Here is a 22,809-nt window from a genome sequence, read left to right as displayed (position 1 = left end):
CCGCTTCGGGCCATGAATCCTGCGGTTGAGGTGTTCGTCTGGTAGTTATCCGTCAGCCGAACCTGGCGGGCCGACTCAGGCAGCCACCGTCAGGCAGCCATTGTTTCGGGCGCCGCCATGCCGGCATGGCCGCCGACGAGGCAATGCTTGTGGGCGACGTGATATTCGAATTCGTCCCAGTAGTGCTTGAGCATGCCCCGAACCGGCATCGCGGCCGCGTCGCCGAGCGCGCAGATCGTGCGGCCCATGATGTTTTCCGCGACGGAGTTCAGCAGATCCAGATCTTCCTGGCGGCCGAGACCATGCTCGATACGATGAACGACGCGATACAGCCAGCCCGTGCCTTCACGGCAAGGCGTGCATTGACCGCACGACTCTTCGTAATAGAAGTACGACAGGCGCAGCAGCGAGCGCACCATGCAGCGCGTCTCGTCCATCACGATCACTGCGCCCGAGCCGAGCATCGAGCCGGCCTTCGCGATCGAGTCGTAATCCATGTCGGTCTGCATCATCATCTCGCCCGGAATCACCGGCGCCGACGAACCACCAGGAATCACAGCCTTGATCTTCTTGCCGCCACGCATGCCGCCGGCGAGTTCCATCAGCGTCGCGAACGGCGTGCCGAGCGGAATTTCGTAATTGCCCGGACGCTCGACGTCGCCCGACACCGAGAAAATCTTCGTGCCGCCGTTGTTCGGCTTGCCGATTTCAAGGTAATTCTGCGGGCCGATGGCGAGCAGGAACGGCACCGCCGCGAACGTTTCGGTGTTGTTGATCGTGGTCGGCTTGCCGTACACGCCAAAGCTCGCCGGGAACGGCGGCTTGAAGCGCGGCTGCCCCTTCTTGCCCTCGATCGATTCGAGCAGCGCGGTTTCTTCGCCACAGATGTACGCGCCGTAACCGTGATGCGCATGCAGCTCAAACGAAAAGCCAGAGCCCATGATGTTGTCGCCGAGGAACCCGGCGCGACGAGCTTCTTCCAACGCTTCTTCGAAGCGCTTATAGACTTCCCAGATTTCGCCGTGAATATAGTTGTAGCCGACCGTGATGCCCATCGCGTACGCGCCGATCGCCATACCTTCGATCAGCGAATGCGGATTGAAGCGCAGAATGTCGCGGTCCTTGAACGTACCCGGCTCGCCCTCGTCCGAATTACAGACGAGGTACTTCTGGCCCGGGAACTGACGCGGCATGAAGCTCCATTTCAGACCGGTCGGGAAGCCCGCGCCGCCGCGGCCGCGCAGACCCGACGCCTTGACGTCGGCGATCACCTGCTCGGGCGCGATCTTTTCTTCCAGGATGCGGCGCAGCTGGGCGTAACCGCCGCGCGCCACATAGTCTTCGAGATGCCAGTTGTCGCCGTTCAGGCCGGCGAGAATCAGCGGTTTGATGTGACGATCGTGTAAAGACGTCATTTCGAAAGTTCCTCGAGCAGCTGGTCGATCTTCTCGCGGCTCATGAAGCTGCACATGCGATGGTTGTTCACCAGCATCACCGGCGCGTCGCCGCACGAACCCATGCACTCACCTTCTTTCAGGGAGAATTTGCCATCGGGCGTGGTTTCGCCGAAGTCGATGCCGAGCTTCTGCTTCAGGTATTCAGCGGCGCTTTCGGAACCGCCGTCCGGGCCGAGCTGGCACGGCAGGTTCGTACAGAGCGTGATCTTGAACTTGCCGACCGGCGAGGTCTCATACATCGTGTAGAAGGTCGCTACCTCCTGCACGGCGATTGCCGGCATGCCGAGATAATCCGCGACGAACTGCATGAGTTCGGGCGACAGCCAGCCATGCTCCGTTTGAGCAATGGCCAACGCCGACATCACGGCGGACTGTTTCTGATCCGCGGGGTACTTTGCGACCGCACGATCGATTTCTTTCAGGCCTTCAGCTGAGATCATTTTCAGACACGACTCTTTCAATTCCTACCGAACGAAAACCTGTCGCTCACGTCATACTGCGACAGACCCGGCGTTCCTTTGCTTGACCCGCGTGGCGGTGCAACGACCGCAGACGCGCGTCGATGAATACGTCCTAGCGATCTATTTCGCCGAACACGATGTCCTGCGTGCCGATGATCGTTACTGCGTCGGCGATCATGTGGCCGCGCGCCATTTCGTCGAGCGCGGACAGGTGCGCATAGCCCGGGGCGCGGATCTTCAAACGATACGGCTTGTTGGCGCCGTCCGAGATCAGATAGATGCCGAACTCGCCCTTCGGATGTTCGACTGCGGCATACGCCTCGCCTTCGGGCACATGGAAGCCTTCGGTGAAAAGCTTGAAGTGGTGGATCAGATCTTCCATGTTCGACTTCATGCCGACGCGCGACGGCGGCGCAACCTTGTGATTGTCCGTCATTACCGGGCCCGGATTTTTGCGCAGCCACTCAATGCACTGTTTCGCGATACGCGTGGACTGGCGCATTTCTTCGACGCGCACCAGATAGCGGTCATAGCAGTCGCCATTCACGCCGACCGGAATGTCGAAGTCGAGCTTGTCATAAACCTCATACGGCTGCTTCTTGCGCAGATCCCACTCGATGCCCGAGCCACGCAGCATCGCGCCGGTCATGCCGAGCTGCAGCGCGCGCTCCGGGCTGACCACGCCGATACCAACCAGACGCTGCTTCCAGATCCGGTTGTCGGTGAGCAGCGTTTCGTATTCGTCGACACACTTCGGGAAGCGCGTAAAGAAGTCGTCGATGAAGTCGAGCAGCGAACCCTGACGGTTTTCGTTCATCTTCGACAACGCCTTCGCATTGCGAATCTTCGACGCCTTGTATTGCGGCATTGCGTCAGGCAGATCGCGATAGACGCCGCCCGGGCGATAGTAGGCCGCGTGCATGCGCGCGCCCGACACCGCCTCGTACACGTCCATCAGGTCTTCGCGCTCGCGGAACGCATACAGGAACACCGCCATCGCACCGACGTCGAGCGCGTGCGAGCCAATCCCCATCAGGTGATTCAACACGCGCGTGACTTCGTCGAACAGCACACGAATGTATTGCGCGCGCAGCGGCACGTCGATGCCGAGCAGCTTTTCAATGGCGAGCACGTAGCCGTGCTCGTTGGCCATCATCGACACGTAGTCGAGACGGTCCATGTACGGCACCGACTGAATGAACGTCTTGCTTTCGGCGAGCTTTTCAGTCGCGCGATGCAGCAGACCGATGTGCGGATCGGCGCGTTGGATCACTTCGCCGTCGAGTTCGAGCACGAGACGCAACACACCGTGCGCTGCCGGGTGCTGCGGACCAAAGTTGAGCGTGTAGTTCTTGATCTCTGCCATGACGTTCTCTTAGTGTTTCAGACCGCCATAGCGATCCTCGCGGATCACGCGCGGCGTGATTTCCCGCGGCTCGATCGTCACCGGCTGATAAACGACGCGCTTCTCTTCCGGGTCGTAACGCATCTCGACGTAGCCGGAGACCGGGAAATCCTTGCGGAACGGATGACCGATGAAACCGTAGTCGGTCAGAATGCGGCGCAGGTCCGGGTGACCTTCGAAGACGATGCCGTACAGGTCGAACGCTTCACGCTCGTACCAGTTGACCGAATTCCAGATATCGACGACGGACGGCAGGATCGGCATGTCGTCGTCCGGCGCGAACACGCGCAGCCGCAGACGCCAGTTGTTCTGTACCGACAGCAGATGCAGCACTGCCGCAAAACGCGGGCCGTCGTAAGCGCCTTCGGCATAGGTCTGATAATCGACGCCGCACAGGTCGACACACTGCTCGAAACCGAGCGAGCGATCGTCGCGCAGACGCTTTGCCACGTTGAGGTAGTCGCCGGCCTTGACGACGATCGTCAATTCACCGACCGACTCGGTCACGCTCAACAGGAGGCCGCCAAAGGCCGCCTCGAGGTTCGCTTTCAGGGTCTCGAGTTTGCTTGCCATATTGTGGGGAGGCGTTGGCCTTATTGACGGGCGATGGTGTTAGTGCGGCGAATCTTGGCTTGCAGCTGGATCACGCCGTATACCAGCGCTTCCGCCGTGGGCGGACAACCCGGCACGTACACGTCGACCGGGACGATCCGGTCGCAGCCGCGCACCACCGAGTACGAGTAGTGGTAATAGCCGCCGCCGTTCGCACATGAGCCCATCGAGATCACCCACCGCGGCTCTGCCATCTGGTCGTAGACCTTGCGCAGAGCGGGCGCCATCTTGTTGCACAGCGTGCCGGCGACGATCATCACGTCCGACTGACGCGGACTCGGACGAAACACCACGCCGAAACGGTCGAGATCATAACGGGCAGCGCCCGCATGCATCATCTCGACCGCGCAGCACGCAAGACCGAACGACATCGGCCACAGCGAGCCGGTGCGCGTCCAGTTAATCAGTTTGTCCGCCGTAGTGGTGACAAACCCTTCCTTCAAGACCCCTTCGATACTCATTTGCTTTCCACTCCAGACGGGGCGGCAAGCCTGGCCACCCACGCAAACCGGCGATTAATCCATCATTCCCAGTCGAGGCCGCCCTTCTTCCAGATGTAGGCAAAGCCAAGCAGGAACTCGAGCAGGAAAATCATCATTGCCGTGAAACCAGCCCAGCCGATGTCACGCAACGCCACGCCCCACGGGAACAGGAATGCGGTCTCAAGGTCGAAAATGATGAAGAGAATGGCGACGAGGTAGTAGCGCACGTCGAATTTCATGCGCGCATCTTCGAATGCTTCGAAGCCGCACTCGTACGGTGCGTTTTTCTCGGTGTCGGGCTTGTTGGGACCGAGGAGCTTGCCAATACTGACCAGTGCTACGCCTAAACCGGTGCCCACAATAAGGAACAGCAAAACGGGGAAATAGGCTGCGAGGTTCAAGACAATCCTCAATCGGTTGGTTCTGAGTGCCGTCAGGAGCATAGCACCCCTGACGCGAAATCACTTCCTCAACGCGCATGACGTAAGCCGTACAGCGATACGCCAGAAGTGAAAATGCCAGCCGAAGCGAAGCAAACGGCTGGCATTTAGATAACATTTGGTGCCGACGGCGAGACTCGAACTCGCACAGCTTTCGCCACTACCCCCTCAAGATAGCGTGTCTACCAATTTCACCACGTCGGCACTATATGCAATCCGGGAAAACAACTTGCAAAACCCGCGAATCGCTTCAAGACTTGAATTGTAACTTGCTTAAGCAGATTGTTCAACGCACAAGACCACGTCCGCCGAAAATTTATTTCGGCACGCCCGTCGCCGGAACCGACGCAGGCGAAGCCGGTGCTGCCGCCACCGGGGCCGAGCCCGCAGCCGGCGAAGCCGCGACCGGCGCAGTAGCTGCCGCGCCCAGCACGCCTGCCGACGGCTTCACGTGATACGCACCAAGGTAAGTGAGTGCCAGTGTCGTGGCAAAGAACAGCGCTGCGAGCACTGCCGTGGTACGCGACAGGAAGTTCGCCGAACCCGTCGCACCGAACAGGCTACCCGACGCGCCGCTGCCGAAAGCCGCGCCCATATCGGCACCTTTGCCGTGCTGCAGCAACACAAGTCCGATGACCCCGAACGCCGACAACAACTGAACGACGATAATCAATGTTTTCAAATACAGCATCACACTCACCTGAGTCTTTATTTAACCGCGCCGCACACTGTGTGTTGCGCGAAATGGAGTCATCCTCGCCGAGACGCCCAGCTTAACCAGCCACGCTGGTCGCAGCGGCCGCCTTGCAGATCGCCAGGAAATCCTGATCTTTCAACGACGCGCCGCCGATCAGGCCGCCGTCGATATCGAGCTGACGGAACAGTTCTTCCGCGTTGTCCGGCTTAACGCTGCCGCCGTATAGCAACGGCACGTCCGCCGCACCCTTGGCCGCGAGACGTGCGCGCAGGAACCCATGCACGGCCTGCGCCTGTGCCGCCGATGCGCTCTTGCCGGTGCCAATTGCCCACACCGGCTCATACGCGACGACGAGGCGAGCCGCTTTCTGAGCCGACAGCTTCGCGAGCACCTCGTCGAGCTGACCGCCGACGACCTGCTCGGTGCAACCCGCTTCGCGTTCTTCGAGCGTTTCGCCGACGCACACGATCGGCGTCAAACCCGCCTCGAGCACACGCTGCGCTTTCACCGCGACCAGTTCGGCGCTTTCGCGGTGATACGCGCGGCGCTCCGAGTGCCCGACGATCGCAAACGTGGCGCCGAAGTCCGTCACCATCGGCGCAGCCACTTCGCCGGTATAGGCGCCATGCGTGAACGCGGACACGTCCTGCACGCCCCACACGACCGGGCTGCCTTCGAGCAGCGACTGAGTCTGCCCGAGATAGAGGCTCGGCACGCACACACCGACGCGCACGTCGGCCGGCAATTCACTGGCGCCCTGTGCCACTGCCTGCAGCAACGCGGCGTTGGCGGCGAGCCGCCCATGCATCTTCCAGTTACCGACTACCAGTTTGGCTCGTTGTTGATTCGACATCGTCTAGTATTGTCCTGTCTTGCCAGTCCGGCCTGCTGCCGGCGGACTTCGCTCGCGCCTCGCTGCAGTTTGTTCCTGCGCTCGCGGCCCGCCCGTCGGATTGATCCGGCGCGCGCAAAACGCGCAATTTTACTGCGTGGGGTGGATCGGGTCAAACCGATGACGTCAAGCCTCCTGACCCCACGTCAACACGATCTTGCCGACGTGCGTGCCGCTTTCCATCAGCGCATGCGCGTCGGCGGCCTGGGCGGCCGGAAACACGCGATGCACGACCGGCTTGATGCGCCCAGCTTCGAGATGCGGCCACACGCGCTCCTTCAGTTGCGCGGCGATCTGCGCCTTGAACTCGATCGGCCGTGGTCGCAGTGTGGAACCGGTAACCGTCAGACGACGACGCAACACTTCGTTCAGGTTCAGCTCCGCCTTCGCGCCGCCGAGCAGCGCAATTAGTACGATACGGCCACCGTCGGCGAGAGCCGACAATTCGCGCGGCACGTAGCTGCCTGCCACCATGTCGAGGATCACGTCGACGCCACGATCGTTGGTCAGCGACTTGATGACTTCGACGAAATCTTCAGTCCTGTAGTTGATCGCGCGTTCGGCGCCGAGCGCTTCGCACGCGCGGCACTTTTCGTCCGAACCCGCGGTCGCGAACACACGGAAGCCGAGCGCGTGCGCAATCTGGATCGCCGTCACGCCGATGCCGCTCGAACCACCCTGCACGAGCAGCGTTTCATTCGCACCGCCCTCGCCCTGGCCGAGCTGCGCGCGATTGAAGACGTTGCTCCACACCGTGAAAAAAGTCTCGGGCAGCGAAGCCGCTTCGATATCCGACAACCCCGTCGGCACCGGCAGGCATTGCAGCAGCGGCGCGGCCGCAAATTCCGCGTAGCCGCCGCCCGCGAGCAGCGCGCACACGCGATCGCCGATCTTCAGACCAAACGGGTTGCTCTTCGCGTCGATCGTGCCGCCGACGATCTCGCCCGCCACCTCCAGCCCCGGCAGATCCGACGCTCCCGGCGGCGGCGCATAGCCGCCCTTGCGCTGAAACACGTCCGGACGATTGATGCCGGATGCCGCCACCTTGATCAGCACCTCGCCAGCCTTGAGCTGCGGCGTCGGACGCTCCGCCAGCTTGAGGACTTCCGGCGCACCGAATTCAGTGATTTCGATCGCTTTCATCTGCGTCAACTCCAAGATTGGATTGCGTTACATACCCGTTGCTGCCGTCTGCCATAGCGCCGCGCTGCGATTCGAATGCGCAAGGCAATCCATCCTGCATGAAAAACGGCCGGCGCGCATGACACGGCCGGCCGTTTGTCCGCTACCGCCTTACTGCGGCGTCGGCTCGCCTTGCGGCGCGTCGTTCAGCAATGCCTTCGCCGACAGACGCACACGACCCTTCTCGTCCGTCTGGATGACCTTGACCTTCACTTGCTGGCCATCCTTCAGATAGTCGTTGATGTCCTTGATGCGCTCGTTCGCGATCTCGGAGATATGCAGCAGACCATCCTTACCCGGCAGGATGTTCACGATCGCGCCGAAGTCGAGCAGCTTGAGCACGGTGCCTTCGTACACCTGGCCCACTTCGACTTCCATCGTGATCGCTTCGATACGACGCTTCGCTTCGGCCATGCCTTCGCTGTTCGTGCTCGCGATCGTGACGACGCCGTCATCCGAAATGTCGATCGTCGTGCCGGTTTCTTCGGTGAGCGCGCGGATCACCGAGCCGCCCTTGCCGATCACGTCGCGAATCTTTTCCGGGTTGATCTTGATCGTGATCATGCGCGGTGCGAACTCCGACAGTTGGGTGTTCGCGCCGGCCACGGCCGAGGTCATCTTGCCGAGGATGTGCATGCGGCCTTCCTTCGCCTGCGCGAGCGCGACCTGCATGATTTCCTTCGTGATGCCCTGAATCTTGATGTCCATCTGCAGCGCGGTCACGCCTTGTTCCGTACCCGCGACCTTGAAGTCCATGTCGCCGAGGTGATCTTCGTCACCGAGAATGTCGGTCAGCACCGCAAAGCGATTACCTTCGAGGATCAGGCCCATCGCGATACCGGCGACGTGCGCCTTCATCGGCACGCCGGCGTCCATCAGCGCGAGGCAGCCGCCGCACACCGAAGCCATCGACGACGATCCGTTCGACTCGGTGATTTCCGACACGACGCGGATCGAGTAGCCGAACTCGTCGGCGCTCGGCAGGCACGCGACGAGCGCGCGCTTGGCGAGACGGCCGTGACCGATTTCACGGCGCTTCGGCGAACCGACGCGGCCCGTTTCGCCCGTCGCGAACGGAGGCATGTTGTAGTGGAGCATGAAGCGTTCGCGGTACTCGCCTTCGAGCGCGTCGATGTTTTGCTCGTCGCCCTTCGTGCCGAGCGTCGCGACCACCATCGCCTGCGTCTCGCCGCGCGTGAACAGCGCCGAGCCGTGGGTACGCGGCAGCACGCCGGTGCGGATTTCGATCGGGCGCACGGTGCGCGTGTCGCGGCCGTCGATACGCGGCTCGCCGTTCAGGATCTGCGTACGGACGATCTTCGCTTCGATGTCGAACAGCACGTTGCCGACCGACGCCTTGTCGGCCGCCACGGTGCCCGCTGCTGCCGCTTCTTCCTCGAGCTTCGCCGAGGTCGCCGCGTAGACTTCCTTCAGCTTGGTCGAGCGAGCCTGCTTGTCGCGGATCTGGTAAGCGGCGAGCAGATCGGCCTGCGCGAGTTCGGTCACGCGTGCGATCAGCGCTTCGTTCTTTGCGGCGGGCTGCCAGTCCCACTCGGGCTTGCCGCCTTCGCGGACGAGTTCGTGGATCGCGTCGATCGCGGTCTGCATCTGCTCGTGACCGAACACGACGGCGCCGAGCATCACTTCTTCGCTCAATTGCTGCGCTTCCGATTCGACCATCAGCACCGCGCGTTCCGTGCCGGCGACGACGAGGTCGAGTGCCGATTCCTTCATCTGCGGACGCGTCGGGTTCAGCACGTATTCGTTGTTGATGTAGGCCACGCGCGCCGCGCCGACCGGGCCGTTGAACGGCAGACCGGACACCGCGAGCGCCGCCGAGGCGCCGATCAGCGCAGGGATGTCGGCGGGGATTTCCGGATTCAGCGACAGCACGTGAATCACGACCTGCACTTCGTTGTAGAAGCCTTCCGGGAAGAGCGGACGCAGCGGACGGTCGATCAGGCGCGAGATCAGCGTCTCGCCTTCCGACGGACGGCCTTCGCGACGGAAGAAGCCACCCGGGATCTTGCCGGCGGCGTAAGTCTTTTCGATGTAATCGACGGTGAGGGGGAAGAAGTCCTGGCCCGGCTTCGCGGTCTTCGCGCCGACCACGGTGGCGAGCACCACGGTATCTTCGACGTCGACGATCACCGCGCCGCCCGCCTGGCGAGCGATTTCACCGGTTTCGAGGCGAACGTTGTGCTGCCCCCACTTAAACTCTTTGACGATCTTATTGAACATAGTCATTGCTTTTCCTCATCGTAATGCCGCGCGGACCGGAGCGGCGCGGCAACGCCAGGCCGGCGCCGCATGGGAAGAGTCGTGCTATGCCATTCCAGAGAGCCACGTGCTGCGACTGCGCGCGAACCGCTGGAATGACACAAAACTCTGCCCTGAAGCCCGGCCTTGTTTCCTGTTACTGCTTCTTCTACCGCTGTTCTGCTACTGCTACTGCGCTTGCCCGTAGACGCCGCGCGAACCGGCATACGCCGCGGATCACAGGCGGTGCGCGTTACACGCAGCGCGCCGCGCAAAAACAAAATGCCTGTATCAGCGAAACTGACACAGGCATCTTGCTGAACGACTGGCCGATTACTTACGCAGACCCAGCTTCTCGATCAGGCTGCGGTAACGATCCGCGTCCTTACCCTTCAGGTAGTCGAGCAACTTGCGACGGCGGCTCACCATGCGCAGCAGACCGCGGCGGCTGTGGTGATCCTTCGTGTGCTCCTTGAAGTGGGAGGTCAGTTCGTTGATACGGGTCGTGAGCAGCGCGACCTGAACTTCGGGGGAGCCGGTGTCGTTGGCTGCGCGTGCGAATTGCGCGACGACTTCGGACTTCTTGCTTGCTTCAACTGCGGACATGTCAATTTCCTTGATAACTGGACAGGCGGTCACGGAAGAAAGGCCGTGCCGTGGGATACCCGTTTCACAATTTACTGAGTCCCGTTCGTGGCTGAATTAACTGAACCCAGCCCAACAACGGGAGGCGTATTGTAGCACAGCCGATTCCGGCCGCGAACCCCGGGCCAGCAAGGCGGATTGAGTGTCGCTCGCGGGCGCTCAGGGGCGCCGCATCCGGCAGACCGTCGGCAATAGGGTGCGTTCGGCTGGTATCGCCAGCACCGTGCGAAAGCCATAGCCCGACCCTTCGTTATCGAAATGCACGCCGGGTGTGCCTGCTTTGTCCATCTGCATCACGTAGAGGGGCTGGATCAGCTGATGGTCATCGGCGCGCATCCACGATGCGTGAATACCGTTGTCGAAGCGGATGCCCTCGAGCGCTTTCGCGACCGCCGTCGGAGCGGCGCTGCCGGCGCGGCTCATCGCGGCGGCGAGCGTTTCGATCATCAGTGGCATGCGCAGCACCGGATAGTCGTCCTGGGCGGCCGGAAAGCGCGCGCGGAACGCCGCGTACCACGCGTCGGAGGCCGCGCCACCGACATTCGGATGCCACTCGGCCACCGCGATCACGTGACCCACGCCCGCGTCGCCAAGCGCGGCCGGCGCGCCGAGGCTGTTGCCGTAGAACGTGTAGAACTTCGTGTCGAGGCCCTGCTCGCGCGCCGCCTTCACGAGCAGCGTCAGGTCGTTGCCCCAGTTGCCGGTGATCACGGCGTCCGCGCCGCTCGCGCGGATCTTCGCGATGTACGGCGCGAAATCCTTCACGCGGCCGATCGGGTGAAATTCGTCGCCGACCACCGCGATGTCGGGACGCTTCGCCGCGAGCGTCGAACGCGCAAGGCTGCTCACGTCGTGTCCGAAGCTGTAATCCTGGTTCAGCAGGTACACCTTTTTCACCGCCTTGTCGCGCTCGATCACGTCGGCGAGCGCGGCCATCCGCATGCCGGCGTGCGCGTCGAAGCGGAAGTGCCAGAAGCTGCAGTCCGCGTTGGTGAGCGCGGGGTCGTCGGCGGAGTAGTTGAGGAACAGTTCGCGGTTGTCCGGCTCGCGGCTGTTCTGCTTCTCGATCGCGCCGATCAGCGCCGCGGCGACCGCCGAGCTATTGCCCTGCAGAATGTAGCCGATATGGCGATCCGCGGCCGCGCGCAATTGCGTCAGCGCTTCCTCCGTGCTGCCCTTGCTGTCGAGCACGACGAGTTCGAACGGATGCGCGCCGTCCGCGAGTTCCACGCCGCCGTGCGCGTTGACCTGCTCGACACCGAAACGCAGATTGCGCTCGACTGCCGCGCCCGCGTTCGCGAACGGGCCGGACATGCCTTCGATCAGCGCGAGCTGGATTGGCGTGCCGGTGAGTTTGCCGGCCGGCAGGCTGGCGAACTTGCTTGCGTGATTACCGGCCGGGCTTGCCGCCAGCGTGGCCGCGCGGCTCCCCGGCTTGCCGGTGGGCGGAACGGTCTCCTGCGCGGACGCCTGACTCGCGCCCGTCGAGGCCGGATTCGCCGCCTCAGCCACGCCAACTCCCGCCACCGCCATCGAAATCGCCATCAGCGCAACCGCCGCCGCCCCTCGCCACATCGCCGTCATGGTCGTCCCGCCTGAATCTTCGAAGCGCGGATCATAGGATGACGCGCACGGAATAGGCAAGCCGGCGCATCCGTTACCGTTTGATGGCGACGCACGTGCAAGCAACGCCGTTCTTTCGCCACAGCGCGTGTCAAAATGGTGCGTTTCGATGATAAGAACCGCTATTCAAACGCCATCGGAGGAATACATGCCGAACCGCCACCACCCCACGGCCGCTGCTATCACAGCCCCGGCCGGCGCCAGTCTGCGCCGCGCCGCGCTCGTTTGCCTGAGCGTGCTCGCGCTCGCCGGCTGCGCCCAGCCGTGGCAGCAGTATCAACCGGGAGCGGACGCATCGACGGTCATCGCGCGTCTCGGTCCGCCGCGCGAAACCTATGATCTGCCCGACGGCGGCAAGCGTCTGATGTGGCCGACCCAACCGATGGGCGAAACCACCACCGCCGCCGACATCAACGCAGCCGGCAAGATCATCAACATGCGCCAGGTGCTGCAGCCCAACGAGTTCTACCGCGCCGAGATCGGCAAATGGACACGCGGCGACGTGCTGGTGAACTTCGGCCGCCCGGTCGAAACGTCGTACTTCCCGCTGATGAGGCGCGAAGTCTGGACCTATCGCTATCTCGAAGACAACGTCTGGTACATGATGTACAACTTCTACTTCGATGACCAGGGCATCTTGCGCCTCACGCAGAAGACCCCCGACCCGCTGCACGACCCCGACCGCCGCAACCTGTTCTGAGCACTGAGCACCCTCTTCGGAAGAAGCACCAAATCTCAAAAAAGCCGCCTTCGATAGGCGGCTTTTTTATTGTTTAAGCATAAAACAGAATTTTATCCTGTTTACGTCCACAATTTTGCGAAAGAAAGGTTATTGTAAACGCCGTTCGAGCACCGGCTCGCAATCACGTGCAGACGCGGTTTCGGTCCGGTGCCAGGTCAATTGCCTCTCATACGGAGTTGCTACGATGAACCGACCCAAACACCTGCTGGTCGCCAACGTCGCGTGGGCCCATGAAACCGCGACGCGTAATCCGGCATTTTTTCGCGACCTGATGCGCGGACAGAATCCACACATTCTTTGGATCGGCTGCGCGGACAGCCGCGTGCCCGCCGAAACGATCACGCATTGCGAGCCCGGCGATCTGTTCGTCCATCGCAACATCGCCAACCTGTTTCATCCCGGCGACGATAACGTCGCGAGCGTCCTTGAATACGCGGTGCGGGTGCTCAAGGTCGGCCATGTGATCGTCTGCGGCCACTATGGCTGCGGCGGCGTGCGCGCCGCGCTGCTGCCGCCGGACCCCGCGCTGCCCCATGTGAACCGCCGTATCGCGCCGCTCTGCGCACTCGCCAAAACGCATCACTCGGAGCTGGACGGCGCAGCGACCGAGCCGGATCGCGTCAATCGCCTCGCCGAGCTGAACGTGCTCGAACAGGTGCGGCAGCTACGGGCGAGCCCGATCGTGCACGAGGCTGAGCCGGCGCCGCTCGTGCACGGCTGGATCTTTGCGCTCGACGACGGGCGCATCAAGGTTCTCACCTCCGGCTATACCGCCGACGACGCGATGACCTGCACGACCGCGGCGCACAGCGCGGCCTAGCGAAGCGCGTCGCCCGTCCCATTCGAACCGCGGACGGAGCCGACAGCGGAATCGTCATCGGGCCATACCTGTTCGTCGCCCATCGTCCCACCTCTCGCTCTTCGACACCATGGACAATCAAACCTCTTTCTCCGCGCTCCAGAGCGACGTGCTCGCCGGAACGGCCGTTTTTCTGGTGGCCCTGCCGCTTTGCCTCGGCATTGCTCACGCATCGGGCGTCGACCCGTTTGCCGGACTGGTGTCCGGCATCATTGGCGGGCTCGTGGTTGCCGCGCTGAGCGGCTCGCGTCTGAGCGTGAGCGGCCCGGCCGCGGGCCTCGTCGTGATCGTCGTCGACGGCATCGCACGGCTTGGCGGCTTTTCCGCTTTCCTGCTGGCCGTACTGCTGTCGGGCGTCATCCAGTTCGGCTTCGGCATGCTCAAGGCCGGCCGGTTCGCCGCCTACGTGCCGTCGCCGGTGATCAAGGGGATGCTCGCGGCAATCGGCGTGCTGTTGATCCTCAAGCAGTTTCCCGTTGCGCTGGGGCTGTCCGGCACCGCCGACTCCGGCCAGTCGGCGGCGGCGGTCGCAACGCCGCTCGGCCCAATCTCACTGACCGCCGTGCTGATCACACTGCTGTCGCTCGCGATCCTCGCCGGCTGGGAAACGCGCGCGCTGCGCCGCTTCGCTGTCGTGCGCATCATGCCCGCGCCGCTCGCGGTGGTGCTGCTCGGCATCGGCGCGACGCTCGCCCTCAATCTCGTCGCGCCATCGTTGGCACCGCCCGCCGAAGGGCGGGTCGCGTTGCCGTCGCTGGAATCGTTCGCGGCACTGCAGGCCGTGCTCGCGTCGGCCGACTTCGGCCCACGGTTCGCCCAGCTCGTCAATCCCGACATATGGCGCGTTGCGATCACGATCGCCATCCTCGCAAGTCTCGAAACGCTACTGAGCCTCGAAGCGGTCGAACAGATCGATCCGGAGCGCCGCCGCGCGCCTCCCGATCGCGAGCTGAAGGCGCAGGGCGTGGGCAATCTGATCGCGGGTGCGATCGGCGGCCTGCCGATCACCGCGGTGATCGTGCGCAGCTCCGCGAACGTCCATGCCGGCGCAAAAAGCCGACTCTCGGCGATCGTTCACGGCGTGTTGCTTCTCGTCAGCGTGTTCGCGCTCACGAGCGTGATCAACCTGATCCCGCTCGCCTGCCTTGCCGCGATCCTGATCTTCACCGGGTTCAAACTCGCCAAGCCGTCGTTGTTCGCCGGGCTCGCGCGGCAGGGATTCGCGCCGTTCGCACCATTTATCGTCACAGTCGTCGGTGTGCTCGTCACCGATCTGCTGATCGGTATCGTGCTCGGCATCCTATGCAGCATGCTGTTCGCGCTGTACGCAAACCTGCGCGGCCCGATCGTGCTCGCGCAGCATGGCGATCACTACCTGCTGTCGTTTCGCAAGGACGTATCGTTTCTCGGTAAGGTGCCGCTCAAGCACTATCTGCAGCAGATTCCGGATGGCGCCACCGTCATCGTCGATGCGACACGCGCCGATTTCGTCGACCACGACGTGCGCGAACTGCTGGACGCGTTCGTCGCCGATGCGCCTCGCCGTGGGATTACCGTCGACGTCAGATTTCAAGTCCGCGAGCAGGCCCGCGCAACGCGCGGCTGGTCGCTGCGGCGCACGACGGCGGACTAGTTTCGTCATATCGCGCCACCGCAGCTGCGCGATGACGGCAGAAAAAAGCCCCGTGTGCCGAGCACCACGGGGCTTCTCCTCCGATCCACACAAGCGATCGCGCGCTACCGGCGCGCCATGCTCGCGTTACTCCGAGCGCTGCGGATTCACCTTGTCCGCATTCGAATACAGCTTGTTGAGCGCCGAAAAATATGCCTTCGCGGATGCCGCGACGATATCCGGATCAGTGCCCGTGCCGTTGACGATGCGCCCGCTCTTCGACAACCGCACGGTCACTTCGCCCTGCGCCTGCGTGCCGGTCGTGATCGCGTTGACCGAGTACAGCAGCAGTTCGGAGCCGCTGCCCACTTCCGTTTCGATCGCGTTGAGGGTGGCGTCGACCGGTCCGTTGCCGCGCGCTTCGCCGGTGATCTCTTTACCCTCTACCGAGAACACGACCTTCGCGTGCGGCTGCTCGCCGGTTTCGGAATGCTGCGACATCGACAGAAACTTGTAGTGCTCCTTCTCGTGCGCTTCCGCCGATTCCTCGTTGACGATGGCGATGATGTCTTCGTCGAAGATCTCCGCCTTGCGATCGGCGAGTTCCTTGAAGCGCGCGAACGCGGTGTTCAGTTCGGCTTCGCTGTCGAGCGCGATGCCAAGCTCCTGCAGACGCTGTTTGAACGCATTGCGGCCCGACAGCTTGCCGAGCACGATCTTGTTCGCGGCCCAACCCACGTCTTCCGCGCGCATGATTTCGTAAGTATCGCGCGCCTTCAGCACGCCATCCTGATGGATGCCCGACGCGTGCGCGAAAGCGTTCGCGCCGACCACGGCCTTGTTCGGCTGCACGACGAAGCCAGTGATCTGCGACACGAGCTTCGAGGCCGGCACGATCTGAGTCGTGTCGAGGCCGACGTCGAGTCCGAAGTAATCCTTGCGGGTCTTCACCGCCATGACGATTTCTTCGAGCGACGTATTGCCCGCGCGCTCGCCGAGCCCGTTGATCGTGCATTCGACCTGGCGCGCGCCGCCAATCTGCACGCCGGCGAGCGAATTCGCGACCGCCATGCCGAGGTCATTGTGGCAATGCACGGAGAACACCGCCTTGTGCGAGTTGGGAATGCGCTCGCGCAGCGTCTTCACGAGTTGGCCATAGAGTTCCGGCACGCCGTAGCCGACGGTGTCCGCGATGTTGATCGTGGTCGCGCCTTCGGCGATCACCGCTTCCAGCACACGGCACAGGAAGTCCAAATCCGAGCGGCTGCCGTCTTCCGGCGAGAATTCGACGTCGTCGGTGAACTTGCGCGCGAAACGCACCGCAAGCCTGGCCTGCTCGAATACCTGCTCGGGCGTCATCCGCAGCTTCTTCTCCATGTGCAGTGGCGACGTTGCGATGAACGTGTGGATGCGGAAATGATCGGCCGGCTTCAGTGCGTCGGCGGCCTTCTGTATGTCCTTGTCGTTCGCGCGCGCAAGCGAGCAGATCGTGCTGTCCTTCACGAGGCCGGCGATCGTATGGATCGCGTCGAAGTCGCCGTTCGAGCTGGCCGCGAAGCCCGCTTCGATCACGTCGACTTTCATCCGTTCGAGTTGCCGGGCGATGCGGATCTTCTCTTCCTTCGTCATCGACGCGCCGGGCGATTGCTCGCCGTCACGCAGCGTGGTGTCGAAAATGATCAGTTTGTCGGACATGTCGGGCCTCCTCGGGAGTCGTTCAGATGTGGGACTTGGTTTTGGAATGGGACGATGAGCGCCGCCGCTGGCAAGGTAGGGCGATCACGATGATCGCGGCCGGTGCGGATGGGACGCAAAACCGCATAAGGGCGTGAACGAAGCATGATGGCGCGGCGCAGCGAACGGCCTCGCCGACCCGGCAAAATCGGCCACGCCCACGCACTGATCCGACGACTATAGCGGCATTCCAGCCACCGCGCAATGCGCGCCGGGGCGGCCTGCGGCGCTGTCCGAAGCGACCGCGTAACGGCACCAACCAACGAAAAACGGCAGCCTGCAGGCTGCCGTTTTTCGTACGTCGCTGCGATGCAGCGCGGTTCAAATCCTCAACGGTCGTGCGACATCGAACGCGCCGGATTGGCCCGGCCGCGCACCGCCTGATACGCCCAGAACACGTAGCCGGACAGACCGTACAGCACGAACAGGCCGAACAGCATCAACGGCGGGTCGGACGACACGAGCACGAAGGCGACCACCACCAGCAGGATCACGCCGAACGGCACGCGATGCCGTACGTCGAGCGCCTTGCCGCTATAGAACGGCGCGTTCGACACCATCGTCACGCCCGCGTAGATGGTCAGCACGAAGGCGACCCACGGCAGCCAGACGAGCTTCAGCGGCACGCGGTTGTCGGTGGCGAGCCACACGAAACCGGCGATCAGTGCCGCCGCGGCCGGGCTCGGCATGCCCTGGAAAAAACGCTTGTCGACCACGCCGATATTCGTGTTGAAACGCGCGAGCCGTAGCGCCGCGCCGGAACAATAGACGAACGCCGCGAGCCAGCCCCACCGGCCGAGGTCCTTCAGGATCCATTCGTACATCACGAGCGCGGGCGCAACACCGAACGACACCATGTCCGACAGGCTGTCGAACTGCTCGCCGAACGCGCTTTGCGTATGCGTCATGCGCGCGACGCGACCGTCCATGCCATCGAGCACCATCGCGACGAAGATCGCGATCGCCGCGATCTCGAAGCGCACGTTCATCGCCTGCACGACGGCGAAGAAGCCGCAGAACAGCGCGGCCGTGGTGAATGCGTTCGGCAGCAGGTAGATGCCGCGTTTTCTGAGGAACTGCTGACGCTGCGCGCGCCGGCTGTCGGCGACCGGCGACTCCGTGACCACCGGCGGCTTGTTGCGACGAAACGGCCGCGGCAGCGGTCCACTGCTGCGGGGTCGACGCGGTTTGAATGCGGCCATTCGGACAACCTCCTGTATGCCGCTTTACAGCTCGGCGAGGATTGTGGACGACGCCGACACCTTCTCGCCGATCGACACGCGCGGACGGCTGCCCACCGGCAAATACACGTCGACGCGCGAACCGAAGCGGATGAATCCGTAACGCTGGCCGCGGGTCAGCGGCTCGCCTGCACGGACGTAGCAAAGAATCCGCCGCGCGATCAGCCCGGCAATCTGCACCGACGTGACCGTCTGGCCGCCGGCCATTTCGATCACGACCGCGTTGCGCTCGTTTTCGAGCGAGGCTTTATCGACCGCCGCGTTCAGATAGGCGCCAGGAAAGTATTCGACTTTCGAGATCGCACCGTCGACGGGCGAGCGCTGCGAGTGCACGTTGAATACGTTCATGAACACGCTGATCTTCAGCGCTTCGCGATTCGCATAAGGATCATGCGCGGTTTCTACCGCGACGATACGACCGTCGGCAGGACACAGCACCGCGTTGGCCTGCGTCGGAATCGGACGCGCCGGGTCGCGGAAAAACTGCACGATGAAGATCAGGATCAGCCAGAAGAGCCACGCAAAGCCGAACCCCCCGAAGGCGTGAACCAGTAATGCAACGACGGCCGCGATGGCGATGAACGGCCAGCCTTCTCGCGCGATGATCGGATGAGGGTAATTCATGGATGGCTTCTGTGTTTTTGTAAAACCGTAGGATAGCAAAAGCCGCCCAGGGTTCAGCACCCTTGGACGGCTTTTTGACTGGTCCGGCCGCCGCACCGAAGCGCCGCGCCGGACCTCGTTACGTCGAGACGCTTAGTTCTTCGACTGGTCGACGAGCTTGTTCTTCGCGATCCACGGCATCATCGCGCGCAGCTTCGAGCCAACCTGCTCGATCTGGTGCTCGGCCGTCAGACGGCGGCGCGATTGCAGCGTCGGTGCGCCAGCCTTGTTCTCGATGATGAAGCTCTTCGCGTATTCGCCGGTCTGGATGTCGGTCAGCACGGCCTTCATCGCCTTCTTCGTTTCAGCGGTCACGATGCGCGGACCCGTCACGTACTCGCCGTACTCGGCGTTGTTCGAGATCGAGTAGTTCATGTTCGCGATGCCGCCTTCGTAGATCAGGTCGACGATCAGCTTCAGTTCGTGCAGGCACTCGAAGTACGCCATTTCCGGCGCGTAACCCGCTTCGACCAGCGTTTCGAAGCCGGCCTTGATCAGGTCGACGGTACCGCCGCACAGCACGGCCTGCTCGCCGAACAGGTCGGTTTCGGTTTCTTCGCGGAAGTTCGTTTCGATGATGCCGGCCCGGCCGCCGCCGTTAGCCGCTGCGTACGACAGCGCGATGTCGCGCGCCGCGCCCGACTTGTCCTGCGCAACCGCGATCAGGTGCGGCACGCCGCCACCTTGGGAGTAGGTGCCGCGAACCGTGTGGCCCGGCGCCTTCGGCGCGATCATGATGACGTCGAGGTCGGCACGCGGGATCACCTGGCCGTAGTGAACGTTGAAGCCGTGCGCGAACGCGAGCGCTGCGCCCTGCTTGATGTTCGCGTGGACTTCCTTCGCGTACACGTCGGCGATCTGCTCGTCCGGCAGCAGCATCATGACGACGTCCGCGCCCTTCACCGCTTCCGCGACTTCCTTGACTTGCAGGCCGGCGTTTTCAGCCTTGCTCCACGATGCGCCGCCCTTGCGCAGACCGACCGTGATGTTCACGCCGCTTTCCTTCAGGTTCAGCGCGTGCGCATGGCCTTGCGAGCCATAGCCGATGATGGTGACCTGCTTGCCCTTGATGAGGGAGAGATCGGCGTCCTTGTCGTAGAAAACTTTCATGTCGGTTCCTTGGCTAGATTCGATGATTCAGAGAAATTCGGGTACTGCGAATGTTGTTATTGCCAGCCGGGCGATACCGCGTTGCCCGGCCTTGCGAAACGCGACGTCAGACCTTCAGAATGCGCTCGCCTCGACCGATGCCCGAGCTGCCCGTGCGGACCGTCTCGAGAATCGCCGTGGAATCGAGCCCCTCGATGAAGGCGTCGAGCTTGTCGCTCGCCCCCGTCAATTCGATCGTGTAGGTCTTTTCGGTGACGTCGATGATGCGGCCGCGGAAAATGTCCGCCATCCGCTTCATCTCCTCACGTTCCTTGCCGACCGCCCTCACCTTGATCAGCATCAGCTCGCGTTCGATGTGGGCGCCCTCGGTAAGGTCGACCACTTTCACCACCTCGATCAGGCGGTTCAGATGCTTCGTGATCTGTTCGATCACGTCGTCCGAGCCAACGGAGACGATGGTCATGCGCGACAGCGAACGGTCTTCGGTCGGAGCCACCGTCAAGGTTTCAATGTTGTAGCCGCGTGCGGAGAACAGACCCACCACGCGCGACAGCGCGCCTGGTTCGTTTTCCAGCAGGACGGAAATGATGTGTCTCATGTTTCGCTTCTTCCAGATGATGTGTCGATGTCTGCGAGCGGAGCGGCGCCGCTTCGTCTGCCCTCGCCTTTTTTGAAGGCGCGCATCACGAAGCCGGCGCTGGAGTTATCCAGACGCCCCGTCGTTTAAAGATCTTCCGAACCCATGAGCATCTCGGTGATGCCCTTGCCGGCCTGAACCATCGGCCAGACGTTTTCGGTCGGATCGGTCTGGAAGTCGAGAAACACCGTGCGATCCTTCAGGCGCAGCGCTTCCTTCAGCGCCGGTTCCACATCGGCCGTGCGCTCGATGCGCATGCCCACGTGTCCGTACGCTTCGGCGAGCTTCACGAAGTCCGGCAGCGCATCCATGTACGAATGCGAATAGCGTTTGCTGTATTCGATCTGCTGCCACTGGCGCACCATGCCCAGATAGCGGTTATTCAGCGAAATAATCTTGATCGGCAGGTCGTACTGCTTGCAGGTCGACAGCTCCTGGATGCACATCTGGATCGAGCCTTCGCCCGTGATGCACAGCACGTCGTCGTCCGGATGGGCCATCTTCACGCCCATCGCGGCCGGTAAGCCGAAGCCCATCGTGCCGAGGCCACCGGAATTGATCCAGCGACGCGGCTTGTTGAACTTGTAGAACTGCGCGGCCCACATCTGGTGCTGGCCCACGTCGGAGCACACGAACGCGTTGCCGTCGGTCAGCTCCCACGCCTTTTCGACCACGTACTGCGGCTTGATGATGTCGCTCTTGCGGTCGAACTTCAGGCAATCTTTCGCGCGCCAGCCGTCGATGTCCTTCCACCAGTCGGCGAGCGCCGCGGCGTCGGGGCCATGCTCGGCCGTCTGCAACTGCTCGATCAGTTCCTTCAGCACTTCCTTCACGTCGCCGACGATCGGAATGTCGACCTTGACGCGCTTGGAAATGGAAGAGGGATCGATGTCGATATGGATGATCTTGCGCGGCCGCGACGCGAAGTGGTTCGGATCGCCGATCACGCGGTCGTCGAAGCGCGCGCCGATCGCGATCAGCACGTCGCAGTGCTGCATCGCCATATTGGCTTCGTACGTGCCGTGCATGCCGAGCATGCCGAGGAATTTCTTGTCGCTCGAGCGGTAGCCGCCCAGACCCATTAGCGTATTGGTGACCGGATAGCCGAGCAGATCGGCGAACTGGTTCAATTCACGCGACGCATCCGCGAGCACGATGCCGCCGCCGGTGTAGATATACGGACGCTTCGCCGACAGCAGCAGCGACACCGCCTTGCGGATCTGACCGGAGTGGCCCTTCGTGACCGGGTTGTATGAGCGCAGCGAAACGCTCTTGATCGGCTCGTATTGGCACGGCGTCTTCGACACGTCCTTCGGAATGTCGATCAGCACTGGGCCGGGACGGCCGGTACGGGCGATGTAGAAAGCTTTCTTGACGGTGGCGGCGAGATCGCGCACGTCCTTCACGAGGAAGTTGTGCTTCACGCACGGACGCGTGATGCCGACCGTGTCGCATTCCTGGAATGCATCCTGACCGATCGCGGCAGTCGGCACCTGGCCGCTGATCACGACCAACGGGATCGAATCCATATAGGCGGTCGCGATGCCGGTCACCGCGTTGGTGACGCCGGGGCCGGAGGTCACGAGACACACGCCGACCTTGCCGGTGGAGCGCGCGTAGGCGTCCGCGGCATGCACGGCGGCCTGCTCGTGGCGCACGAGCACATGCTGGAACTTGTCCTGCTTGTACAGCTCGTCGTAAATGTAGAGTACCGAGCCGCCGGGATAGCCCCAGATGAACTCGACGTCTTCGTCGGCCAGTGCCTTCATGAGCACGGTGGCGCCGATAGAGTCTGCTTCGTGTGGGGGGGTCGTATCCGACGTGGAGAATTCCGCGCTGGGCATATTCATTGATTCACCTTTCGAATTTTCGGCAAAAAATTGATCGGGTGCTCTCTGCCGGGCTTGTGGCTCGGGTTCAAGCGGCGCGTCCAGTTGACAGGCGGGCTTCTTGGGCCACACCTCAATTGAGACAACTCACTTATGTTGCGAACCAGCGACGATAGCTTCTGACGCGCTCGCGGTCAAGAAAATATTGCCATTGGCTCGCGCGTAGG

At 62.6% G+C, this 22,809-nt stretch carries 21 protein-coding genes and 1 tRNA gene; 3 read left to right on the top strand and 19 right to left on the bottom strand.

What is annotated here, in order from left to right; translation table 11 throughout:
* Window positions 1-89: 89 nt before the first annotated feature.
* From nuoF to OKW27_RS34010, 13 genes are all read right to left on the bottom strand, one after another.
* Window positions 90-1,415, bottom strand: a complete 1,326-nt coding sequence (nuoF, locus tag OKW27_RS34070) for an NADH-quinone oxidoreductase subunit NuoF (RefSeq protein WP_429336035.1) — start codon at window positions 1,413-1,415, stop codon at window positions 90-92.
* Window positions 1,412-1,897: an NADH-quinone oxidoreductase subunit NuoE gene (nuoE, locus tag OKW27_RS34065; protein WP_090803767.1), complete on the bottom strand. Its 486-nt coding sequence runs from the start codon at window positions 1,895-1,897 to the stop codon at window positions 1,412-1,414. Before nuoE ends, nuoF begins: the two co-directional genes overlap by 4 nt.
* 133 nt (window positions 1,898-2,030) lie before the next feature.
* Window positions 2,031-3,284 (bottom strand): NADH-quinone oxidoreductase subunit D, encoded by a 1,254-nt coding sequence (locus OKW27_RS34060; RefSeq protein ID WP_187627005.1) that lies wholly within the window; start codon window positions 3,282-3,284, stop codon window positions 2,031-2,033.
* Window positions 3,285-3,293: 9 nt separating this feature from the next.
* Window positions 3,294-3,896, bottom strand: coding sequence for an NADH-quinone oxidoreductase subunit C (locus tag OKW27_RS34055; protein WP_090803764.1), 603 nt, complete (start codon window positions 3,894-3,896; stop codon window positions 3,294-3,296).
* 20 nt (window positions 3,897-3,916) lie between these two features.
* Complete coding sequence (locus tag OKW27_RS34050) at window positions 3,917-4,396, bottom strand: NuoB/complex I 20 kDa subunit family protein (protein ID WP_187627007.1); 480 nt, start codon at window positions 4,394-4,396, stop codon at window positions 3,917-3,919.
* 62 nt (window positions 4,397-4,458) lie between these two features.
* Window positions 4,459-4,818 carry an NADH-quinone oxidoreductase subunit A gene (locus tag OKW27_RS34045; RefSeq protein ID WP_018420012.1) on the bottom strand — a complete coding sequence of 120 codons (360 nt, stop codon included), beginning with the start codon at window positions 4,816-4,818 and terminating at the stop codon, window positions 4,459-4,461.
* Window positions 4,819-4,976: 158 nt separating this feature from the next.
* A tRNA-Leu gene (locus OKW27_RS34040) sits at window positions 4,977-5,061 on the bottom strand.
* A 112-nt stretch (window positions 5,062-5,173) separates the two neighbouring features.
* Window positions 5,174-5,548 (bottom strand): preprotein translocase subunit SecG, encoded by a 375-nt coding sequence (gene secG, locus OKW27_RS34035; protein ID WP_090803763.1) that lies wholly within the window; start codon window positions 5,546-5,548, stop codon window positions 5,174-5,176.
* An 82-nt stretch (window positions 5,549-5,630) separates the two neighbouring features.
* The gene (gene tpiA, locus OKW27_RS34030) at window positions 5,631-6,407 is read right to left on the bottom strand and encodes a triose-phosphate isomerase (RefSeq protein WP_429336034.1); all 777 of its coding nucleotides are present in this window, start codon (window positions 6,405-6,407) and stop codon (window positions 5,631-5,633) included.
* Window positions 6,408-6,572: 165 nt separating this feature from the next.
* On the bottom strand, window positions 6,573-7,589 hold the full coding sequence (locus OKW27_RS34025; protein ID WP_090803759.1) for an NAD(P)H-quinone oxidoreductase: 1,017 nt from the start codon (window positions 7,587-7,589) through the stop codon (window positions 6,573-6,575).
* A gap of 150 nt (window positions 7,590-7,739) precedes the next feature.
* A complete protein-coding gene (gene pnp, locus OKW27_RS34020; protein WP_176078899.1) occupies window positions 7,740-9,875 on the bottom strand; it encodes a polyribonucleotide nucleotidyltransferase in 2,136 nt (711 codons plus the stop codon).
* 345 nt (window positions 9,876-10,220) lie between these two features.
* The gene (rpsO, locus tag OKW27_RS34015; RefSeq protein ID WP_008920609.1) at window positions 10,221-10,493 is read right to left on the bottom strand and encodes a 30S ribosomal protein S15; all 273 of its coding nucleotides are present in this window, start codon (window positions 10,491-10,493) and stop codon (window positions 10,221-10,223) included.
* 198 nt (window positions 10,494-10,691) lie between these two features.
* Window positions 10,692-12,116: a branched-chain amino acid ABC transporter substrate-binding protein gene (locus OKW27_RS34010; protein ID WP_429336033.1), complete on the bottom strand. Its 1,425-nt coding sequence runs from the start codon at window positions 12,114-12,116 to the stop codon at window positions 10,692-10,694.
* 187 nt (window positions 12,117-12,303) lie between these two features.
* Here OKW27_RS34010 and OKW27_RS34005 point away from each other — a divergent pair, with 187 nt between their 5' ends.
* The 3 genes from OKW27_RS34005 to OKW27_RS33995 all read left to right on the top strand — a co-directional run bounded on the left by OKW27_RS34005 (window position 12,304) and on the right by OKW27_RS33995 (window position 15,389).
* Window positions 12,304-12,855, top strand: a complete 552-nt coding sequence (locus tag OKW27_RS34005; RefSeq protein WP_090803756.1) for a hypothetical protein — start codon at window positions 12,304-12,306, stop codon at window positions 12,853-12,855.
* 226 nt (window positions 12,856-13,081) lie between these two features.
* On the top strand, window positions 13,082-13,717 hold the full coding sequence (locus tag OKW27_RS34000) for a carbonic anhydrase (protein WP_018420005.1): 636 nt from the start codon (window positions 13,082-13,084) through the stop codon (window positions 13,715-13,717).
* Between the two features lie 109 nt (window positions 13,718-13,826).
* A complete protein-coding gene (locus OKW27_RS33995; RefSeq protein WP_090803753.1) occupies window positions 13,827-15,389 on the top strand; it encodes a SulP family inorganic anion transporter in 1,563 nt (520 codons plus the stop codon).
* Between the two features lie 126 nt (window positions 15,390-15,515).
* Here the strand turns inward: OKW27_RS33995 and OKW27_RS33990 are convergent, their stop codons facing one another.
* The 6 genes from OKW27_RS33990 to OKW27_RS33965 form a co-directional block, all read right to left on the bottom strand.
* Entirely contained in the window at window positions 15,516-17,063 is a 1,548-nt protein-coding gene (locus tag OKW27_RS33990; RefSeq protein WP_018420003.1) for a 2-isopropylmalate synthase, read from the bottom strand.
* Between the two features lie 368 nt (window positions 17,064-17,431).
* Window positions 17,432-18,304, bottom strand: a complete 873-nt coding sequence (pssA, locus tag OKW27_RS33985) for a CDP-diacylglycerol--serine O-phosphatidyltransferase (RefSeq protein WP_018420002.1) — start codon at window positions 18,302-18,304, stop codon at window positions 17,432-17,434.
* A gap of 24 nt (window positions 18,305-18,328) precedes the next feature.
* Window positions 18,329-18,967 (bottom strand): phosphatidylserine decarboxylase, encoded by a 639-nt coding sequence (locus OKW27_RS33980; RefSeq protein WP_184059342.1) that lies wholly within the window; start codon window positions 18,965-18,967, stop codon window positions 18,329-18,331.
* Window positions 18,968-19,099: 132 nt separating this feature from the next.
* Window positions 19,100-20,116, bottom strand: coding sequence for a ketol-acid reductoisomerase (gene ilvC / locus OKW27_RS33975; RefSeq protein WP_008920617.1), 1,017 nt, complete (start codon window positions 20,114-20,116; stop codon window positions 19,100-19,102).
* 106 nt (window positions 20,117-20,222) lie between these two features.
* Window positions 20,223-20,714, bottom strand: a complete 492-nt coding sequence (gene ilvN, locus OKW27_RS33970; protein WP_018420000.1) for an acetolactate synthase small subunit — start codon at window positions 20,712-20,714, stop codon at window positions 20,223-20,225.
* A gap of 125 nt (window positions 20,715-20,839) precedes the next feature.
* On the bottom strand, window positions 20,840-22,603 hold the full coding sequence (locus OKW27_RS33965) for an acetolactate synthase 3 catalytic subunit (protein WP_429336032.1): 1,764 nt from the start codon (window positions 22,601-22,603) through the stop codon (window positions 20,840-20,842).
* Between the last annotated feature and the right edge of the window lie 206 nt (window positions 22,604-22,809).

This window comes from Paraburkholderia sp. 35.1 (genome assembly GCF_050436525.1).
Taxonomy (GTDB): Bacteria; Pseudomonadota; Gammaproteobacteria; order Burkholderiales; family Burkholderiaceae; genus Paraburkholderia; species Paraburkholderia tuberum.
The sequence above is the reverse complement of the archived record's forward strand: the minus strand, read 5'-3'. Positions and strand labels throughout refer to the sequence as shown.

What these genes read in the sequence shown, in the direction of transcription:
- tpiA (WP_429336034.1), bottom strand. Translation starts at nt 6,407, where the DNA reads ATGTCGAATCAACAACGAGCCAAACTGGTAGTCGGTAACTGGAAGATG.
- OKW27_RS34050 (WP_187627007.1), bottom strand. Translation starts at nt 4,396, where the DNA reads ATGAGTATCGAAGGGGTCTTGAAGGAAGGGTTTGTCACCACTACGGCG.
- OKW27_RS33990 (WP_018420003.1), bottom strand. Translation starts at nt 17,063, where the DNA reads ATGTCCGACAAACTGATCATTTTCGACACCACGCTGCGTGACGGCGAG.
- pssA (WP_018420002.1), bottom strand. Translation starts at nt 18,304, where the DNA reads ATGGCCGCATTCAAACCGCGTCGACCCCGCAGCAGTGGACCGCTGCCG.
- nuoF (WP_429336035.1), bottom strand. Translation starts at nt 1,415, where the DNA reads ATGACGTCTTTACACGATCGTCACATCAAACCGCTGATTCTCGCCGGC.
- OKW27_RS34025 (WP_090803759.1), bottom strand. Translation starts at nt 7,589, where the DNA reads ATGAAAGCGATCGAAATCACTGAATTCGGTGCGCCGGAAGTCCTCAAG.
- OKW27_RS34005 (WP_090803756.1), top strand. Translation starts at nt 12,304, where the DNA reads ATGCCGAACCGCCACCACCCCACGGCCGCTGCTATCACAGCCCCGGCC.
- OKW27_RS33965 (WP_429336032.1), bottom strand. Translation starts at nt 22,603, where the DNA reads ATGAATATGCCCAGCGCGGAATTCTCCACGTCGGATACGACCCCCCCA.
- OKW27_RS33995 (WP_090803753.1), top strand. Translation starts at nt 13,827, where the DNA reads ATGGACAATCAAACCTCTTTCTCCGCGCTCCAGAGCGACGTGCTCGCC.
- OKW27_RS34055 (WP_090803764.1), bottom strand. Translation starts at nt 3,896, where the DNA reads ATGGCAAGCAAACTCGAGACCCTGAAAGCGAACCTCGAGGCGGCCTTT.
- OKW27_RS34010 (WP_429336033.1), bottom strand. Translation starts at nt 12,116, where the DNA reads ATGACGGCGATGTGGCGAGGGGCGGCGGCGGTTGCGCTGATGGCGATT.
- pnp (WP_176078899.1), bottom strand. Translation starts at nt 9,875, where the DNA reads ATGACTATGTTCAATAAGATCGTCAAAGAGTTTAAGTGGGGGCAGCAC.
- ilvN (WP_018420000.1), bottom strand. Translation starts at nt 20,714, where the DNA reads ATGAGACACATCATTTCCGTCCTGCTGGAAAACGAACCAGGCGCGCTG.
- nuoE (WP_090803767.1), bottom strand. Translation starts at nt 1,897, where the DNA reads ATGATCTCAGCTGAAGGCCTGAAAGAAATCGATCGTGCGGTCGCAAAG.
- rpsO (WP_008920609.1), bottom strand. Translation starts at nt 10,493, where the DNA reads ATGTCCGCAGTTGAAGCAAGCAAGAAGTCCGAAGTCGTCGCGCAATTC.
- secG (WP_090803763.1), bottom strand. Translation starts at nt 5,548, where the DNA reads ATGCTGTATTTGAAAACATTGATTATCGTCGTTCAGTTGTTGTCGGCG.
- OKW27_RS34000 (WP_018420005.1), top strand. Translation starts at nt 13,082, where the DNA reads ATGAACCGACCCAAACACCTGCTGGTCGCCAACGTCGCGTGGGCCCAT.
- OKW27_RS34060 (WP_187627005.1), bottom strand. Translation starts at nt 3,284, where the DNA reads ATGGCAGAGATCAAGAACTACACGCTCAACTTTGGTCCGCAGCACCCG.
- OKW27_RS33980 (WP_184059342.1), bottom strand. Translation starts at nt 18,967, where the DNA reads ATGAATTACCCTCATCCGATCATCGCGCGAGAAGGCTGGCCGTTCATC.
- ilvC (WP_008920617.1), bottom strand. Translation starts at nt 20,116, where the DNA reads ATGAAAGTTTTCTACGACAAGGACGCCGATCTCTCCCTCATCAAGGGC.